Source organism: Pseudooceanicola sp. HF7 (genome assembly GCF_011806405.1).
Taxonomy (GTDB): Bacteria; Pseudomonadota; Alphaproteobacteria; order Rhodobacterales; family Rhodobacteraceae; genus Pseudooceanicola.
Genome location: NZ_JAATOW010000002.1, coordinates 61,610 through 78,050, shown reverse-complemented (window position 1 = coordinate 78,050; position 16,441 = coordinate 61,610). Strand labels below are relative to the sequence as shown.

Annotated in this window: 15 protein-coding genes; 9 read left to right on the top strand and 6 right to left on the bottom strand. The window is 67.4% G+C overall.

Translation table 11 applies throughout. The features are described from left to right. Nucleotides 1-40: 40 nt before the first annotated feature. The 4 genes from HCZ97_RS01140 (at nt 41) to HCZ97_RS01125 (ending at nt 4,640) form a co-directional block, all read left to right on the top strand. On the top strand, nt 41-1,006 hold the full coding sequence (locus HCZ97_RS01140) for a PHP domain-containing protein (protein WP_167686820.1): 966 nt from the start codon (nt 41-43) through the stop codon (nt 1,004-1,006). 65 nt (nt 1,007-1,071) lie between these two features. Then, nucleotides 1,072-2,688: an acyl-CoA dehydrogenase family protein gene (locus HCZ97_RS01135; RefSeq protein WP_167686819.1), complete on the top strand. Its 1,617-nt coding sequence runs from the start codon at nt 1,072-1,074 to the stop codon at nt 2,686-2,688. A 48-nt stretch (nt 2,689-2,736) separates the two neighbouring features. Then, nucleotides 2,737-3,660, top strand: coding sequence for an HNH endonuclease (locus HCZ97_RS01130; RefSeq protein WP_167686818.1), 924 nt, complete (start codon nt 2,737-2,739; stop codon nt 3,658-3,660). Nucleotides 3,661-3,758: 98 nt separating this feature from the next. Beyond that, the gene (locus HCZ97_RS01125) at nt 3,759-4,640 is read left to right on the top strand and encodes an esterase family protein (protein ID WP_167686817.1); all 882 of its coding nucleotides are present in this window, start codon (nt 3,759-3,761) and stop codon (nt 4,638-4,640) included. 182 nt (nt 4,641-4,822) lie between these two features. Here HCZ97_RS01125 and HCZ97_RS01120 read toward each other — a convergent pair whose 3' ends face one another. The 5 genes from HCZ97_RS01120 to HCZ97_RS01100 form a co-directional block, all read right to left on the bottom strand. After that, on the bottom strand, nt 4,823-5,374 hold the full coding sequence (locus HCZ97_RS01120) for a MarR family winged helix-turn-helix transcriptional regulator (protein ID WP_167686816.1): 552 nt from the start codon (nt 5,372-5,374) through the stop codon (nt 4,823-4,825). Nucleotides 5,375-5,582: 208 nt separating this feature from the next. After that, nucleotides 5,583-6,953: an ABC transporter permease gene (locus tag HCZ97_RS01115; RefSeq protein ID WP_167686815.1), complete on the bottom strand. Its 1,371-nt coding sequence runs from the start codon at nt 6,951-6,953 to the stop codon at nt 5,583-5,585. Beyond that, nucleotides 6,950-7,648: an ABC transporter ATP-binding protein gene (locus HCZ97_RS01110; protein WP_167686814.1), complete on the bottom strand. Its 699-nt coding sequence runs from the start codon at nt 7,646-7,648 to the stop codon at nt 6,950-6,952. Before HCZ97_RS01110 ends, HCZ97_RS01115 begins: the two co-directional genes overlap by 4 nt. Continuing rightward, nucleotides 7,641-8,114, bottom strand: a complete 474-nt coding sequence (locus tag HCZ97_RS01105) for a hypothetical protein (RefSeq protein ID WP_254871284.1) — start codon at nt 8,112-8,114, stop codon at nt 7,641-7,643. Before HCZ97_RS01105 ends, HCZ97_RS01110 begins: the two co-directional genes overlap by 8 nt. Before the next feature lie 146 nt (nt 8,115-8,260). Further along, the gene (locus HCZ97_RS01100) at nt 8,261-9,748 is read right to left on the bottom strand and encodes an alkaline phosphatase (protein ID WP_167686813.1); all 1,488 of its coding nucleotides are present in this window, start codon (nt 9,746-9,748) and stop codon (nt 8,261-8,263) included. 316 nt (nt 9,749-10,064) lie between these two features. On the opposite strand from HCZ97_RS01100, the gene HCZ97_RS01095 reads away from it, so the two are divergent. Continuing rightward, a complete protein-coding gene (locus HCZ97_RS01095; RefSeq protein ID WP_167686812.1) occupies nt 10,065-10,643 on the top strand; it encodes a hypothetical protein in 579 nt (192 codons plus the stop codon). A 95-nt stretch (nt 10,644-10,738) separates the two neighbouring features. Here the strand turns inward: HCZ97_RS01095 and HCZ97_RS01090 are convergent, their stop codons facing one another. Further along, the gene (locus tag HCZ97_RS01090; protein ID WP_167686811.1) at nt 10,739-11,977 is read right to left on the bottom strand and encodes an amidohydrolase family protein; all 1,239 of its coding nucleotides are present in this window, start codon (nt 11,975-11,977) and stop codon (nt 10,739-10,741) included. 198 nt (nt 11,978-12,175) lie between these two features. On the opposite strand from HCZ97_RS01090, the gene HCZ97_RS01085 reads away from it, so the two are divergent. The 4 genes from HCZ97_RS01085 (at nt 12,176) to HCZ97_RS01070 (ending at nt 16,431) form a co-directional block, all read left to right on the top strand. Next, nucleotides 12,176-13,183: a pyridoxal-phosphate dependent enzyme gene (locus HCZ97_RS01085; protein ID WP_167686810.1), complete on the top strand. Its 1,008-nt coding sequence runs from the start codon at nt 12,176-12,178 to the stop codon at nt 13,181-13,183. After that, complete coding sequence (locus tag HCZ97_RS01080) at nt 13,180-14,325, top strand: Xaa-Pro peptidase family protein (RefSeq protein ID WP_167686809.1); 1,146 nt, start codon at nt 13,180-13,182, stop codon at nt 14,323-14,325. Before HCZ97_RS01085 ends, HCZ97_RS01080 begins: the two co-directional genes overlap by 4 nt. Next, entirely contained in the window at nt 14,322-15,053 is a 732-nt protein-coding gene (locus HCZ97_RS01075; RefSeq protein WP_167686808.1) for an aspartate/glutamate racemase family protein, read from the top strand. The genes HCZ97_RS01080 and HCZ97_RS01075 overlap by 4 nt, the downstream gene beginning before the upstream one ends. A gap of 286 nt (nt 15,054-15,339) precedes the next feature. Continuing rightward, complete coding sequence (locus HCZ97_RS01070) at nt 15,340-16,431, top strand: carboxynorspermidine decarboxylase (RefSeq protein WP_167686879.1); 1,092 nt, start codon at nt 15,340-15,342, stop codon at nt 16,429-16,431. Nucleotides 16,432-16,441 lie beyond the last annotated feature (10 nt).

The following is a 16,441-nucleotide window of genomic DNA, read 5'->3' as shown; positions in this document are numbered from 1 at the left end:
TTGGGCGCTTAACCAGCCCGAAATGAGTCCGGAGACCGCAATGCAACTGACCGCCTTTTCCCGCCCCGGATCCTTCTGGCGCGGCAACCTGCACACCCATTCGACGCTCTCCGACGGGGTGCTCGACCCGCAAGAGGTCTGCCGCCGCTACATGGCCGAAGGCTATGATTTCATTGCCCTGACGGACCACTTCATCGGTCTCTTCGACTACCCCATTGCGGATACGGTCCCCTTCCGCACGAAAGACTTCACCACCCTCCTGGGCGCAGAGCTGCATTCCGGCGCGATGGAGAACGCAGAGCTCTGGCATATCCTGGCCGTCGGCCTGCCGACGGATTTCGCCCCCGGCAACGCGCCCCACTTCCGCCCCGTTCCGGGCCAGGAAACCGGCCCCCAGATCGCCGCCCGCGCGGCAGAGGCCGGGGCCTTCGTCGCCGTGGCCCACCCGCAGTGGTCCGGCCTGACCCTGGCGGATGCGCGCTCCATCCAGGCCGCTCATGCGGTGGAAATCTACAACCACGGCTGCGCCATGGGCTGCGACCGCCCGGACGGGTTCTCCATCGCGGACCTGCTGCTGAGCGAGGGGCGCGACCTCAGCCTGATCGCCACCGATGACGCGCATTTCTCAGAACCCGATCACTTCGGCGGCTGGGTCATGGTCAAGGCCACCGAGAATACGCCCGAGGCACTTCTTCAGGCGCTGAAGGACGGCGCCTTCTATTCCAGCAAGGGGCCGGAGCTGCGCGATATCCGCATCGGGACGGACAGCGTGACGGTGGAATGTTCCGCCGCGGCCTCGGTCATCGTGCAAGGTGCGGGCTCTGCCGCGGTGGCGGTGCACGGCCACTCCATGACCCGCGCAGAGGTGCCCCTGGCGCGCTTTGCCAATTCCCCCTGGATCCGCGTGACGGTGCTGGATGCGGCGGGACAGCGCGCCTGGTCCAACCCCGCGCGGCTGGAGCGCGCCCCCAGCGGCACCCCGGTGGATCCCCGCGTAACCGGCTAGGTCGCAACGTTCCGCTTCCCGCCCGTGGCCTGCCGGGTCTAGGCTTGCCCACGGGAGGATCGACCATGAGCGGAGCGCGCAGTGACCTGGGCACCCACGAGGTGCAGAACCAACCCCCGGCCCGGGGGGATCGTGACCTCTGGGCCCAGGACCAGCCCCTGCGCGAGGCCATCGCGCGGGACGGCGGCCAGGCGCAGGCCCTGGCACCCTATGCCGCCACCCTTGGCAAGGCAGAGATGGCAGAGGCCGCGCGTGACGCCAACCGCCACGGGCCGGAACTGCAGCTCTTCGACCGCGCCGGACGGCGGCTGGACGAGGTGCGCTTTCACCCCGCCTATCACCGCTTCATGGAGGTCTCCGCCCGCGCCGGTTACGCCGCCGTCGCCTGGGAGGGCGCGGCGGGCGGCCATGTCACCCATGCCGCCATGGTCTACCTCGCCAGCCAGGTGGAACCGGGCCACTGCTGCCCGCTGACCATGACCTATGCCGCCACCCCGGCGCTTTCCGCCGCCCCCGGCCTGGCGGAGCTCTGGCACCCCCGCCTGACCGCGCGCGCCTATGATCCCGCCCTCCTGCCCGTGACGCAAAAGCGCGCTGCCACGCTGGGCATGGCCATGACGGAAAAACAGGGCGGCTCGGACGTGCGGGCCAATACCACCTGCGCCCACCCTGATGGAGAGGCCTACCGCCTGACGGGGCACAAGTGGTTCTGCTCTGCCCCCATGTCCGACGGGTTCCTGACCCTGGCCCAGGCCCCCGGCGGGCTGACCTGCTTCCTGGTACCGCGCTGGCTTGAGGGAGATCGCAACACCTTCCGCATCCAGCGGCTCAAGGACAAGCTCGGCAACCGTTCCAATGCCTCCGCAGAGATCGAGTTCGCCAATACGCTCGCCTATCCCGTCGGCGAAGAGGGGCGCGGCGTGCGAACCATTATAGAGATGGTCCACCATACCCGCCTTGATACCGCCATGGCCCCTGCCGGCCTCATGCGCGCGGCCCTGTCAGAAGCGCACCACTGGGCCCGCCACCGCACCGCCTTCCAGCGCCGCCTGATCGATCAGCCGCTGATGATGGCGGTGCTGGCCGACCTGCAGCTCGATGTCGAAGCCGCCCTGGCCCTGGGCCTGCGCACCGCCCGCGCCTTTGACGGCTCCCGCCCCGAAGACCGCGCATTCGCCCGCATCAGCGTCGCGCTTGCCAAGCTCCACAACAACAAGCGCGCGCCGCAAGTGACCTACGAGGCGATGGAGGCCCTGGGCGGCATGGGCTACGTGGAGGAAACGCCCATGCCCCTGCTCTACCGCGAAGCGCCTCTAAACGGGATCTGGGAGGGCTCCGGCAACGTGATCTGCCTGGACATCCTGCGCACCCTGGCCCGGGAACCGCTGGCCGCAGAGACCCTGCAGGCAGAGCTTTCGTCCGCCCTGGGCAGCGACGCGCGCTACGACGCCGCGCTGAAGGCCCACAAGCAGCGCTGGCCCGCCCTCCCACCAGAGGCAGAGGCGCGCTGGTTCGTCGAAAGCCTTGCCCTGCTGCTGCAAGCCTCGCTCCTGATCCGCCACGCGCCCGCGCCGGTGGCGGACGCCTTCACCGCCACCCGCCTGGATGGCCAGGCGGGGCGGATCACCGGGGCAATGGCGGGCAGCGACTGCACCGCGATCCTGGCCCGCATTTGCCCGTAAGTATCGAAAGGGGATTGCCTTTTCCCGGCGGCTTGGTTTCCTGGCGCCATGGTTAAACTGGTTCTCTTGCATCGAGACGACTCGCAATACGATGATGAGCTCGACGTCGTTTACGATTTTCCGAAATCCTACCTGAAAGCCGCCCGCGAAGGGATCGGCGACTGGGCCGTTTACTACGAACCGGTCAAGGCCGGAGCACGGGGCTATTTCGCCGTGGCGAAGATCCGGGACGTCATAGAGAAGCCGGGTTCCGAAGGCCGCTACCTCGCGCTAATTGAGCGCGGCAGTTACCTCCCTTTTGACCAAGAGGTCCCGCGCCTTGTCGATGGCCGCCCGCTTGAACAGGCCCTGATGCACCCAGATGGCACTCCAAAGTCCGGCGGCGCCCAGCAGCTGGCCGTCCGGCGTCTGCCAGAGGCCGATTTCGCCCGCATCGTCGACCTCGGCCTGCCGCAGAACCTGGAAGAGATCGAAGCGGGCCGCTACCAGCCCCCCGGCCACGAGATCGCCGAGCCCGCCGCGATTTTTCACCGCCCGGTCGTGGAACGGCTGACCCGGCGCCGCTTCCGCGATGTCGCCTTCCGCCGCAAGGTGCGCGAGGCATATGACTTCCGCTGCGCCGTCTCCGGGCTTCGGCTGCGGAACGGCGGCGGCCGACCAGAGGTACAGGCCGCCCATATCCGTCCTGTCGAACACAACGGCAGCGACTCCGTCCGCAACGGCATCGCCCTGTCCGCGACCGTCCATTGGATGTTCGATCGCGGCCTGATCTCCGTTGCCGAGGACAACGAGACGATCATGATTTCAAGCAACAAGGTGCCCACTGATGTCGTGCAACGGCTCTTCATGCCGGGCGGCAAGCTCTGCCTGCCCGGCGATCCAAGGGACCGTCCGCATCCGGCCAACCTGAAATGGCACCGTGAGCATGTCTTTGGCCAGCACCTGCCGGGCGAGGATGCCCCCTGGGCCTGACGGCAAACCCGCCCGTGCGGATACATCCTTGACCAATCAAACACGTCATGCTTGCATTCCCCTGTCACGTCCCCGTGGCTCTCAGGGAGGAAAGCATCATGGTCATCCGCAACACCGCCGCCCTGGCGGTGGTCAGTCTTTGCGCCACGCCGGTCTGGGCCGGAGAGGTCGCCACCTATCACTTCGCCTCCGAAACCCTTGGGCGCGACTACGTCTATTCGATCTACCTGCCCGACGGTTACCACGACAGCCAGATGCAATATCCCCACCTCTACCTGCTGCATGGCAATGGCGGGAACGAACGCACCTGGGTCACCGATGGCAACGCCGCCAGCATCCTGGACCAGGAGATCGGGGCAGGCACCATCCCGCCGGCGGTCGTCCTCATGCCCTCCTCTCCCAGCTGGTGGGTGGATGGCTACAACGAACCGGCCGAAACCGCCTTTTTCGATGACCTGATCCCCCATGTCGAAGCCACCTGGCGCGTGATCCCGGAACGTGCCGGGCGCGCCGTCGCGGGCCTGTCGGCGGGGGGCTTCGGCACCGTGAACTTCGCGCTGGAGCATCCAGAGATGTTCGCCGCTGCCGCCGCGCTCTCGCCGGCGTCCTACGTGCCGGTGCCGCCCTCGCATTCCTCGGGAAACCGCAGTGCCAGCTTCGTGGGGCCGGACGGCGCCTTCGATCCGGACAAGTGGGCAGAGCTCAACTACACCGCCTATATCGATGACTACCTGGCGCAGGATGTCGTCGTGCCGATGTATATCAACTCCGGCGACCACGACACTTTCGACATCGCCTACCACGGCGCGGTGCTTTACCAGAAGCTGCGTGAGCATCAGCCCAGGCAGGTCGAATTCCGCGTGGTCGATGGCGATCACGAATGGAAGGTCTGGCAGGAAACGCTGCCAGAGGCGCTGGACTTCGTCTTTTCTCACACCGCACTCCCCCGCGGGGCCATGCCTGCGCCGGTTCCGGACTGAACTCCCCCCGTTCCGGACCGGTCCCATGCAGGACGGCCCCCAAAAGCGGAACGCGCCCGGAAAACTCCGGGCGCGTTCCAACCTGGTCCTTTGATCAGGGATCAGAGCCTGCCTGTGGTGAAGAAGATCATCTTGCCGGAAGGATCGTCCAGGCCGTCAGTGCCGGTCGCGCCATGGGCGGCTCAGACCATCTCCTGCGTGGCGGCCTCTCCCAGCAGGATGCCTTCGGCGTTCAGCTCCGCCATGACACCCATCAGCTTTGACAGCGACCGATAGAGCGTCTTGCGTTCCGTGGCCGAAAGCTTGTCCAGCAGGAACTTCTGCCGCGCCACGCCGATCCGGATGACTTCTTCGGCGACCGCATGGCCTTCTTCCGTCACTTCGAAGATCGCGCGCCGGGCATCCTTGGGATCATTGCCCTTGCGGATATAGCCCCGGTCCACCAGCGCCGCCGCCGCGCGGCTGATCTGGGCCCCGTCCAGCAGCAGCTTCTCGCAGATCTCGCCGTAGGACAGCGGGCCCGCATTTCCCAGCCGGGCCAGCACCCGGCCCTCTGCCAGGGTCAGGCCGAAGTGCCGGGAAAAGTACTTGGAGATATTCCGGTTGAATTCTCCCGACAACATGCCGATACGATAGGTCAGGTAATCCTCATGCGGCATTTCGCTTTGCGCGAGGCCCTGCGACGGATCCTCAAGGAATGCGGGCAGCGGCCAGTAGGGTTGGCTCTTCGGCATGTTTAAGCTTTCTCTCTTCCGGTTCCCCGGAAAACTAGGGGGGGTTGATTGACATGTCAAACAATTGTCCTGCAGAACGAAGCAGGACCGCATTTTCCCCCCGACCTGCGCGCGAATAAGGCAGAAGTGGTGCCGGAGCCGGGCTTTTGAACCGGGCCGGACGCAAGGGGGATCACACCTTGTTCCGGCCCTTCTTTCACGTTTCCGGTCAGCTGCGCAACCGGGCCAGCACCGGCTGGCGCAGGGCCCCGATGGCAGGGACCAGCGCGAAGATCAGCGCGACCAGCGCAAACCCCGCGACCAAGTGGACCTCTGCCCAACCAAGGGTTGCGGGCAGCGCCACGCCGGTGCGCGCACTCAGGATCCGCGCCAGCGCCCAGGAGGCCGCGAAACCGCCCGCCAGCCCCAGGATCGCCCCGCAGCCCAGCAGCACGGCGCAGAAGCTCCAGACCACGGCCAGCACGTAACGGGCCGGGGCGCCAAGCGCGCGCAGCAGGGCCAGCTGGCGGGCAAAAAGCCCGGTCAGGATGAACAGCCCCACCAGCACGCTCACCGCCACCAGCGCCTGTGACAGAAGCGCGATCAGGGACATTGCCGCGCGCAGGTTGCCCATCAGCCCGTATAGCTGCGCCAGCACCGCGCCGGGGAAAAAGGCCATGGTCTGCTGATCCCGCGTCCAGTCAGAGCGCAGCGCATAGCTGGCCGCCAGACCGTCCGCCTTGACCACGATGGCCGGGGTGCCGGGGAAGTACGCGGGATCGAAGGGCCGCCCCAGCGGCGCCTGGCTGTGGCGATGGTCTGCATGTTCGTGATCATGTGTCTCTTCCCCCTCGGCCTCGCCGTCCGGTGCGTGACCATTGGCCAGGCCATGCACCTCCCAGACGGCCTCGATCGGCACGATCAGGGCCGTGTCCCAGGGGGTGCCGGTGACGGGCATCCGGCCCACGACGGTCAACTCGGCATGGGCATGGGCGTGGCTGTCTGCCCCCGCCCCGATCCCATGGGCCGGGGTGAACTGCGCCCCGATGGGCAGCGCTGCATGGGCACCGGCCACGGCCTCTGCATGGGCGGCGAACATCCGCCCCTCGGCCAGCGGGCCGCTCGACAGATGGGAGACGAACTCCGCCGTTGTCCCGACCAGGGGCGCGGCGCCGTAGCTGTCGCCGAAGGCCAGGGGCGCGGCCAGGGTGACACGGGGATCCTGCGCGATGGCCGCGAAGGTCGCGCCATCCAGCAGCGGGGCATCGGTGGGTTGCAGGTAGACGGCGGCCAGCATCATCGTCACCTCGCTGCCCGGCGCGGTGACCACGATGTCAAAGCCGTCCGCCGCCCGCGCGGTGCCCTGCCGCAGCCCGCGTTCCTGCGCGATCAGCCCGACGCCCACGGCGACTGCCAGGGCCACGACCAGCGTGAAGATCCCCGCCGGCCAGCGAAACCGCCAAAGCATCGCGCCCACCAGCGCGCCGGGGGCGAACCCGCGCAATAGGACCAGCGCCAGCACCAGCACCGGGCCGATGAGCGCCGCCAGCATCAGCGCATCCTGCGCCCCTGCGGGCAATCCGTACCACAGGTCCATCATGCCGCGGCCTCGGCCGGGTCGATCATGCGGCCATGATCCAGCCGGATAACCCGGTCCATCCGGGCCAGCAGCGCCGGGTCATGGCTGACCACGATCAGGGAGCGCCGTGCCCTCCCCCGATCCGGCCCCGTGTCGGCCAGCAGATCGCCTGTCAGCGCCTCTGCGGTAGCCGCATCCAGGCTGGCCGTGGGTTCGTCCGCCAGCAGCACCGGCGGGCGATGAGCCAGCGCGCGGGCCACGGCAACCCGCTGCCGCTCTCCCCCCGACAGCCGCGCCACGTCAGCGCCCTTGCCCGCCAGCCCCAGGGCGGCCAGCAACCGCCCGCCCTCCGCCCGCAGGGCGGCGCGCTCTGCGCGTGGGCGGAACCCGGCCTGGATCGCGGCATTGGCCGGGGCGTCCAGCTCCTCGAACAGCATGTGATCCTGGAAGACCAGGCCGATGTGATCGGCGCGAAATGCCGCGCGGCGACGCGCCGGCATGGCCAGCAGATCCTGCCCCTGCCAGCAGATCTGCCCGCGGGCCCCCGGCACCAGCCCGGCCAGCGCGAAAAGCAGCGTGGATTTCCCCGCCCCGCTTGCCCCGGCAATGCCCAGGGCCTCTCCGCGGCGCAGCGACAGCCGGGGGACCTCCACCAGCACCCGGCCCTGTTCGGACCGTACGCAGAGCCCGCGCACCTGCAACATCAGCTCATCCATAGGTCGCATCCATCAGCCGCACCAGGCTCAGGAAGCCGGTCTGGGGATCGCGGTAGCTGCCGATTTCCAGCCGTCCGCGCGCCTCGATCTTGACGTTGAAGGCCGTCACGTCGATGCGCGGGCGCTTGGTATAGACCGCCAGGATGTCATCGGGCCACTCGGCCTCGCTTTCACAGAAGGGGCAGACGGCCATGGGTCGCTGCGTCAGCACGAAGAACCCCGCATCCGCCTTCAGCGGCGGGGCCATGAAGCCGCGAAAGGTCACGCGCCGCCCCTGCAGCCCGCGCGCGAAATCGGTAAAGCTGCGGTCCTTTTCGTAAAGGTCGCGCGGCTTGAAGGGGCTTTCTGGGAGCGCCCCGGCATTGGCCGCCAGCAGCGGCTTTGCCCCGGTGAGGGCCAGACCCGCGCCCGCGCTCAAACCCAGGCCCGCGTTCAGACCAAGGCGAAGGAAATCTCTGCGCTCCATGGAAGGCTCCTTTCCCGGCCTTGCCCGCGCCAGGGGCGTGCCGGGGTCGTCTGGGGTATGTCGAAAGGGGATGCGGAAAACGGCACCGGAAACAGCACCGGGCCCCGGCACTGCCGGAGCCCGATCCCCTTCGCGGATCGCCCCGCTTACTGCGGGTTCACCGCGTGGTTCATGACGTGGAAGATGACGTTCTGTTCGATCGTGCCGCCGAAAAGATGCGCCCAGGGACCCTTGGCATAAAGAGCCACGTCCACGCCCGAATGGCTTTCAGAGCTCTTGGGGATCACCGCCTGCTGAATGTAATCGACGTCCTGCGCCTCTTCCTGGGTGACCTCGGCGCGCCCCTCTGGCGCGGCAAAGGTGCCGTCTTCCTGCTCGGTCAGCATGGAGCCGACGCCGTTCAGGTAGCCCACCACCGTGAAGGGCTTGTCGTCCGAGCCCAGCACTAGGTCATCGGAATGCATGATGCCTTCCTTGGCCACGTCGTAGCACAGACCGTCGATCGGCGTGCCGCGCCCGCAGTAGCCGTTCATGGCGATGGAGTGCTCGTGGTCGGCGGTCACGATGATCAGCGTTTCCGCGTCATCGGTCATCTCGTCGGCCAAGGCGATGGCATCGGCGAACATCTTGCCGTCGATCATGGCGCGCTTGGCGTTGCCGCCGTGGTTGGCATGGTCGACCCGGCCGGCCTCGATCTCAAGGTAGAAGCCGTTCTCGTTCTCGCTCAGCACCTCGATCGCCTTGCGCGTCATATCCGCAAGAGAGGGCTCGCCCGCCGGGCGGTCCGCCTCGTAAGATGCGTGGCTGTCCCCGAAGAGACCCAGCACCGGGCCGCCTTCGACCGCGTCCAGCTCTTCCAGGTTGCCCGCGACCGACACGCCCAGGCCCGCGGCCCGTTCGACCAGGTTCACGTCATCGGGACGACGCCCCTTGCCGCCATTGGGGGTGGCCACGCCTTCGGGAGTGAAGGCCCGCGCGCCGCCGCCGAGGGCCACGTCCACCGTGCCCGCTTCCATGGCGTCGATCAGCTGTGTGGCGATGTCCCGGCTGTCCGTGCCCTCTGCCGGCCCTTCGTTTCCCCAGTTGCGGTTGGCGGTCTGGGCATAGACGGCCGCCGGGGTCGCAGGGGTCAAGCGTGCGGTGGACACGGTGCCCACGGATTTGCCCGCCTCTGTCATGATCTCGGAGAACAGGGTCAGCTCACTGGGGGCCTCGGTGCTGCAATCGCCGTGGATCGCCTCTTCGCCCAGGTTGATCAGGTTGAAACGCTGCTTCACGCCGGTGTTCATCGCCCCGGCAGTGGGGGCGGAATCCGGCGTCTGGGCGTTGATGTTGTAGGTCTTGACCAGCGCCAGGTTCGGGAAGGCCTCCTGCGGCTGGACGTAATCATCGCCAAGCCCGCCGTCCTGCTGACCGCTCCACAGGCGGATCATGTAGTTGGTGGCAACGCCCTGCCCGTCCGCCACGAACAGGATCACGTTGCGGGCCTTGTTGGTGTTGGGCTCAAGCGCCAGGCGCTCTTCGATGGCGGACTGGCCATCGATGAACCACTGGCTGGAGGCCTGCGGCAGCTCCTGGGCCTGGGCGGCAGAAGCCGCGGCCAGCGCCAGCGCGGAAAGTGCGAAACGTTTCATGGGATCCCTCGATCTGGTCGTGTCGAGGGGGCAGATACCGGCGCTTTCGGACGTATGGATGACAGGCGCATGACGCATAAACGACAGCTCCATGACCGTCAGATGACAAACCTTTATACGCGGCTCAGGCGAACGCGACGCGCAAGATGCCGTCCCTGAACAGAGCGAACGCGCCAGCGCCCCGGCGGGGCCGGTTCTGACAATGGGGCGCATTTTCCGCGAATGCGGGATAGAAGGCAGGGGCAAGGGCAGCCGGGCCAAGGCTCCGTTAGCACCTGCGCCTTAGCCTTTGCGCAGATCAACCCGGAGAGTGTTCATGAAGACGCGCGTTACCGCCACTGGACTTGCCCTAGGGCTTGCCCTCTTGCTGCCCTCCCTCGCCGCACATGCCAACCAGCGTGAGCTGGCCTACTGGACCCATGGAAACTGGAACGTCGCGCTGGTCGAGAACATCGAACACGACATCCGTACCTGCCGGGTCTGGACCGGTGGCGACGGGATCGGCACGGTCAGCCTGACCGTGGGCGAAGGCGGCTTTGACGCCGCCTTCAGCTACCAGCCCGTGACCTTCCGGGGCATGGCGCCACCGATGGAGCTGGACGACGACGTGATGATGATCTTCGACGGCCAGGAAAGCTGGATCGCGGAAGAGATGGAGATTTTCGGCTGGTACGACGACTCCGGCATCTACCAGGTCGATGCGGCGCTTTCGAATTACCTTGTCGCGGAAACCGTGCAAAGCCTTGAGGCCGCGAACACGCTTCTGATGGGCACCCACCGGGGCGGCCAGAGCCACGTGATCGACAGCTTCCTTCTGTCCGGGTTCACCGCCACATGGCTGAAGGCTGCCGATTGGTGCGGCTTCGACCCCGACAAGCAGTTCCAGACCTCTTGAGGGGCCCGGGCGCTGCGGGCGGCGCAAGGGGCCAATGCCCCCTGCCCAATGGCACGGGCAGGCCCACCGGCCTTGCCCGCCGCCCTGATGCGGCCTTACCAGCCCGTTGCAAGCTCCGCCTGCGGGGCCGGGCTGCGCGACACGACCTTGCCCCGCGAGATCACCGCCAGCCGCGTGGCGCGCTTGCGGATGGCCTCGACCGGGGTGGTGGCATCCAGCATCACCAGGTTGGCCGGCTTGCCCGCCTCGATCCCCCAGTCCAGCCCCAGGATGCCGGCGCTGCTTTCGGTGACCAGGCCATAGCATTGCGCCATCTGCGCCGGGCTGGTCAGCTGCGCCACGTGCAGCCCCATGAAGGCCACGTCCAGCATGTCCGCGGTGCCCAGCGGGTACCAGGGATCCATCATGCAATCCTGCCCTAAGCCCACCGGGATGCCGTGCTCCAGCAGTTCCGGCACGCGGGTCATGCCGCGCCGCTTGGGGTAGCTTTCCATGCGGCCCTGCAGAGTGATGTTGATCAGCGGGTTGGGGATCGCCGCCACGCCCGCTTCCGCGATCAGCGGCAGCAACTTGGCGACATAGTAATTGTCCATCGAATGCATGGAGGTCAGGTGGCTGCCCGCCACCCGGCCCTGCAAACCGCAGCGGATGGTCTCTGCCGCCAGCGTCTCGATATGGCGCGACATGGGATCGTCGCTTTCGTCGCAATGCAGGTCGACCTGCAGGCCCCGCTCCGCCGCCAGTTCGCAGGCCGCCCGGACAGAGGCCGCGCCATCGGCCAGGGTGCGTTCGAAATGCGGGATGCCGCCCACCACGTCGACGCCCATGTCCAGCGCGCGGATCAGGTTTTCCTCTGCCCCCTGGCTGCGGTACCAGCCGTCCTGCGGGAAGGCGACAAGCTGCAGGTCGATCACGTCCTTGACCTTCTCGCGCACCTCCAGCAGGCCCTCGACACCGGCCAGCCGGGGATCGGTCACATCCACGTGGGTGCGGATCGCCAGGATCCCCTTGGAGACGGCGATATTGCAGTATTCAAGCGCCCGCTCGACCACCTCTTCCGGCGTCAGCACCGCGCGCAGCTCGCCCCAAAGGGCGATGCCCTCCAGCAAGGTGCCAGAGGCATTGATGCGCGGGATGCCGTAGCTCAGCGTGGCATCCATGTGAAAATGCGGATCCACGAAGGGCAGCGACACCAGGCGCCCGGCGGCCTCGATCACCTCATGGGCCTCGGCCTCGATCCGGGGGGCGACCTCGGCGATGCTGGCGCCGGCAATGGCGATATCCACGTTGCGGCCATCGGGCAGTTGCGCGCCCCGGATCAGAAGATCGATCATGGCATTCCTCCTTGGTTTTCCGATCTCTAGCCCCTGCCGCGAGCGGTGGAAAGCACCCAGCCGGGCCCGGCGGGCAATTCCCCGCCCCCGTCGCCCTGTTCGCCCCCCTGTGCGCCGCTGCCGCAGGCATCGGCCAAAGCAGGCCCGCCCGCGCACGAGAGCGCTTGACGCGGCAGGCTGGCAATGCAGGTTGTCTTCATGACCATTCTCGTGAACCCCTGGCGGGGCATTGGCCTCGATATCCCCGAGCTTGAGGATATCCCGGCTCCTTCCACCGATGCGACCCGCGTGCGCGCGCTGCTGACGCGCTGCCCGGTCCATGAGCGCACGCCGCTCACCCATGCCCCGGCGCTGCATCCCGGCCTCTGGCTGAAGGATGAACGCAACCGCATGGGACTGGGCAGCTTCAAGGCGCTTGGCGCGGCCTATGTCATCGCCTGCGATGCCGAAGAGGGCCAGGCAGAGGGGCGCACCTATGTCACCGCCTCGGCCGGGAACCACGGGCTGTCGGTTGCCGCCGGCGCGGCCGCCTTCGGCGCCAAGGCCCAGGTCTATATCGCGCGCAATGTGCCCGAAGCCTTTGCCGAGCGCCTGCGCGAGATCGGCGCAGAGGTGATCCGCGCGGGCAATGATTACGAGCAATCCATGCAGGCCGCCGGTTCTGCCGCGGCGGCCGGTGCGGGGCTGCTGCTGTCGGACAGTTCCTGGCCCGGCTACACCGCCCGCCCCCACCGCCTGATGGAGGGCTACCTGGCCCTGATGGCCGAAGCCATCGAACAGCTGCCCGAGGCCCCGGACGGGGTCTTCCTGCAAGCGGGCGTGGGCGGTTTTGCCGGGGCCATGGCGGCACTGGTCCGCCAGACCTGGGGGGACGCGCCCAAGATCGCCGTGGTCGAACCGGCTTTTGCCCCGGCGCTGCAAAGCTCCATCGCAGAGGGCAAGCCGGTAATGGCACGCGGTCCGGCCTCCTCCATGGGGCGGCTGGATTGCAAGGAACCCTCGCTGATCGCGCTGAAAGGGCTGGCGCGGGATGCCGATTACTTCATCACCCTGACAGAGGATGAAGCCGCCGCCGCCACCCGGGCCATGACCGATGCGGGCTTTGCCACCACGCCCTCGGGCGCGGCCGGCTATGCCGGCATCGTCGCCAGCCGCCTGCCCCCGGAAGCCAAGCTGCTGGCCTTCCTGACCGAGGGGCCGGAATGAGCCCGGCGCGCGGTTTCCCCCCTTCGGAATACCGCGCGCGCGTCGCCCGGGCCCAGGCGATGATGGCGGATGTCGGGCTGGACGCGCTGCTGCTGACCACGGAACCCGGCGTGCGCTACTTCACCGGTTTCCTGACCCGTTTCTGGGAAAGCCCAACGCGCCCCTGGTTCCTGGTGGTGCCCGCCCGGGGCGACCCCGTCGCCGTGATCCCCGAAATCGGCACCCACCTGATGCGCCAGTGCTGGCTGAAGGACATCCGCAGCTTCGCCTCTCCCGAACCGGGTACGCGGGGTCTGGCCCTGCTGCGCGACACGCTGAACGAGCTGGTGCCGGGAGGGCGCATCGGCGTGCCCTCCGGCCCCGAAAGCCACCTGCGCCTGCCGCTGGCGGATTGGGCCCAGCTGCAACCGGGCCTCACCTTCAGCGGCGATGCAGAGATCCTGGCCCGGCTGCGCCAGATCAAATCCCCTGCCGAGGTCGCCAAGATCACCGAAGCCTGCGCGATCGCGGGCCGGGCCTTTGACCGCCTGCCGGAGATCGCCGCCCCGGGCGTGCCGCTTGAGCAGGTCTTCCGCCGCTTCCAGATGCTCTGCCTGGACGAGGGCGCGGACTGGGTGCCCTATCTGGCCGGCGCCACCGGTCCGGGCGGCTATGGTGACGTGATCTCTCCGGCAACGCCGGCCCCGCTGCGCCATGGCGACGTGCTGATGCTGGATACCGGCCTGACCCATGACGGCTACTTCTGCGACTTCAACCGCAACTTCGCGCTTGGCCCGCCCGACGCCCAGCTGCAGGCCGCCCACGCCCGCCTGATAGAGGCGACCCGCGCCGGTTTCGACATCGCCCGCCCCGCCCATACCCATGCCGACCTCTACCGCGCCATGTCCCGCGTGCTGACGCCTGGACAGGGCGCGCCCGGCCGCCTGGGCCACGGGCTCGGGATGGAGCTGACCGAGGGCCCCTCTCTGGTCGCATGGGAGGAAACGCCGCTCAGCCCAGGCATGGTGCTGACGCTGGAACCGGTGCTCCCCCTGCCCTCCGGCGCGCTGCTGGTGCACGAGGAAAACATCCTGATCACCGAAGGCGCGCCGCAATGGCTCTCTCCGCCCGCTGCTCCGGAGATCCCGGTGCTGGGCGCATGAAGTTCGCCTATGACCGCCTGCCCGAAACGCCCCGGCTGGGGCTGATCGTCCTGCAGGCGGATGAAACCATCGAAACGGATTTTCGCCGCCTGCTGGCGCCGGGCGTGCAGCTGCTGGCCTCTCGCATCCCATCGGGCACCGATATCACCCAGGACAGTATCGCAGAGATGGGCGACCACCTGACCGGGGCCGCCGCCCTGCTGCCCCATGGCGCGCAGTTCGATGCCCTGGCCTATGGCTGCACCTCTGCCAGCGCACAGATCGGCCCGGCAGAGGTGGCCCGCCGCCTGCGCCTTGGCACCCGGGCGACGGCGGTGACGGAACCCGTCTCTGCCCTGATCGCCGCCTGCCGCGCCCTTGGCGTGACCCGGCTGGCGCTGCTGTCACCCTATATCGCCCCGGTCTCTGCCCGGCTGAGAGAGGTGCTGGCAGAGGCCGGCATCGCGACCGCCGCCTTCGGCTCTTTCGAGGAATCCCGCGAAGCCATGGTGGCGCGCATCGCACCGCAGTCGATCCGCGATGCCGCGCGCAGCCTCGTGGCGCAGGGCGGCGCGAGCGGCGTCTTCCTGTCCTGCACCAACCTGCGCACCCTGGACCTGATCGCGGACCTGGAGGCAGAGCTTGATCTGCCGGTGCTGTCCTCCAACCAGGTGCTGGCCTGGCACCTGCACCGGCTGGCCGGGCTGGAGGGCGTGATCCCCGGACGGCTGGGCCGCCTGCCCGCCTGAAGCGCTTTGACCGGAGGAACGCTCCGAGCGGGCATCGAGCCCCCTCGAAGCGTCGGGGGCTGCGCCCCCGGCCAGCGCTTACGACGGGCCTAACGCAGCGTGCGCCGCGCACCGACGTAATACCGACATGATACAGACGTAATACCGACGCGGTACAGACACGGGTTTTCGGGCCTTTTCCCTTGCCCTTCGACCGGGGAACCCCAAGTCTTGCCCGGACGCCCCACGGGCCCTATACGCGCCCCAACCGATGACGCAGGCCCCCCGCCAGAAGGCTTCCACGATGTTGCAGACACCCTACTACCTGATCGACAAATCCCGGCTGCTTCCGAACATGGAAAAGATCGCCTGGCTGCGGGAGCATTCCGGGGCCAAGTGCTTGCTGGCATTGAAATGTTTCGCCACCTGGTCGGTCTTTGACTTCATGTCCGACTACATGGATGGCACCACCTCTTCCTCGCTGTACGAGGTCAAGCTGGGGCATGAGAAGTTCCCCGGCGAAACCCATGCCTATTCCGTGGCCTGGGCCGATCACGAGATCGAGGAGGTGCTGGCCTCGTCCGACAAGGTGATCTTCAACACCGCCGCACAACTTCAACGTTTTGAAGAGGTTAGCCGCAACCACACCCGTGGCCTGCGGGTCAATCCCGGTGTCTCCACCTCTGATTTCGACCTGGCCGATCCGGCGCGCCCCTTCTCGCGCCTGGGCGAACACGCGCCCGAGGACATCGAACCGGTGATCGACATGATCTCTGGCTTCATGTTCCACAACAACTGCGAGAACGGCGATTTCGACCGCTTCGACACCATGCTGGGCGTGATCGAGCAACGCTTCGGCCACCTGATCCGCCGCATGGACTGGATCTCTCTTGGGGGCGGCATTCACTTCACCGGCGAAGGCTACCCGCTGCACCGCCTGGCCGAACGCCTGCGCCGCTTTGCGGATGACAACGGCGTGCAGGTCTACCTGGAACCGGGCGAAGCCGCGATCACCGGCTCCACCACGCTGGAAGTCTCTGTTCTGGATACGCTTTTCAACGGCAAGAACCTGGCCATCGTCGACAGCTCGATCGAGGCGCACATGCTGGATCTGCTGATCTACCGCGAAAGCGCGAAGATGGAGGAAAGCGGCGACCAGGACTGGATGATCTGCGGAAAATCCTGCCTTGCAGGCGACATTTTCGGGGAATTCCGCTTCCCCGAGGCCCTGAAACCCGGCGACCGGCTCTCGATCCAGGACGCCGCAGGCTATACGATGGTGAAGAAGAACTGGTTCAACGGCGTCAAGATGCCGGCCATCGCCATCCGCGAAATGGACGGGACAGAGCGTCTTGTCCGTGATTTCGACTATGCCGATTTCGCATCGGCCCTGTCGTAGAACTTTCTGG

What these genes read in the sequence shown, in the direction of transcription:
- HCZ97_RS01140 (WP_167686820.1), top strand. Translation starts at nt 41, where the DNA reads ATGCAACTGACCGCCTTTTCCCGCCCCGGATCCTTCTGGCGCGGCAAC.
- HCZ97_RS01135 (WP_167686819.1), top strand. Translation starts at nt 1,072, where the DNA reads ATGAGCGGAGCGCGCAGTGACCTGGGCACCCACGAGGTGCAGAACCAA.
- HCZ97_RS01130 (WP_167686818.1), top strand. Translation starts at nt 2,737, where the DNA reads ATGGTTAAACTGGTTCTCTTGCATCGAGACGACTCGCAATACGATGAT.
- HCZ97_RS01125 (WP_167686817.1), top strand. Translation starts at nt 3,759, where the DNA reads ATGGTCATCCGCAACACCGCCGCCCTGGCGGTGGTCAGTCTTTGCGCC.
- HCZ97_RS01120 (WP_167686816.1), bottom strand. Translation starts at nt 5,374, where the DNA reads ATGCCGAAGAGCCAACCCTACTGGCCGCTGCCCGCATTCCTTGAGGAT.
- HCZ97_RS01115 (WP_167686815.1), bottom strand. Translation starts at nt 6,953, where the DNA reads ATGATGGACCTGTGGTACGGATTGCCCGCAGGGGCGCAGGATGCGCTG.
- HCZ97_RS01110 (WP_167686814.1), bottom strand. Translation starts at nt 7,648, where the DNA reads ATGGATGAGCTGATGTTGCAGGTGCGCGGGCTCTGCGTACGGTCCGAA.
- HCZ97_RS01105 (WP_254871284.1), bottom strand. Translation starts at nt 8,114, where the DNA reads ATGGAGCGCAGAGATTTCCTTCGCCTTGGTCTGAACGCGGGCCTGGGT.
- HCZ97_RS01100 (WP_167686813.1), bottom strand. Translation starts at nt 9,748, where the DNA reads ATGAAACGTTTCGCACTTTCCGCGCTGGCGCTGGCCGCGGCTTCTGCC.
- HCZ97_RS01095 (WP_167686812.1), top strand. Translation starts at nt 10,065, where the DNA reads ATGAAGACGCGCGTTACCGCCACTGGACTTGCCCTAGGGCTTGCCCTC.
- HCZ97_RS01090 (WP_167686811.1), bottom strand. Translation starts at nt 11,977, where the DNA reads ATGATCGATCTTCTGATCCGGGGCGCGCAACTGCCCGATGGCCGCAAC.
- HCZ97_RS01085 (WP_167686810.1), top strand. Translation starts at nt 12,176, where the DNA reads ATGACCATTCTCGTGAACCCCTGGCGGGGCATTGGCCTCGATATCCCC.
- HCZ97_RS01080 (WP_167686809.1), top strand. Translation starts at nt 13,180, where the DNA reads ATGAGCCCGGCGCGCGGTTTCCCCCCTTCGGAATACCGCGCGCGCGTC.
- HCZ97_RS01075 (WP_167686808.1), top strand. Translation starts at nt 14,322, where the DNA reads ATGAAGTTCGCCTATGACCGCCTGCCCGAAACGCCCCGGCTGGGGCTG.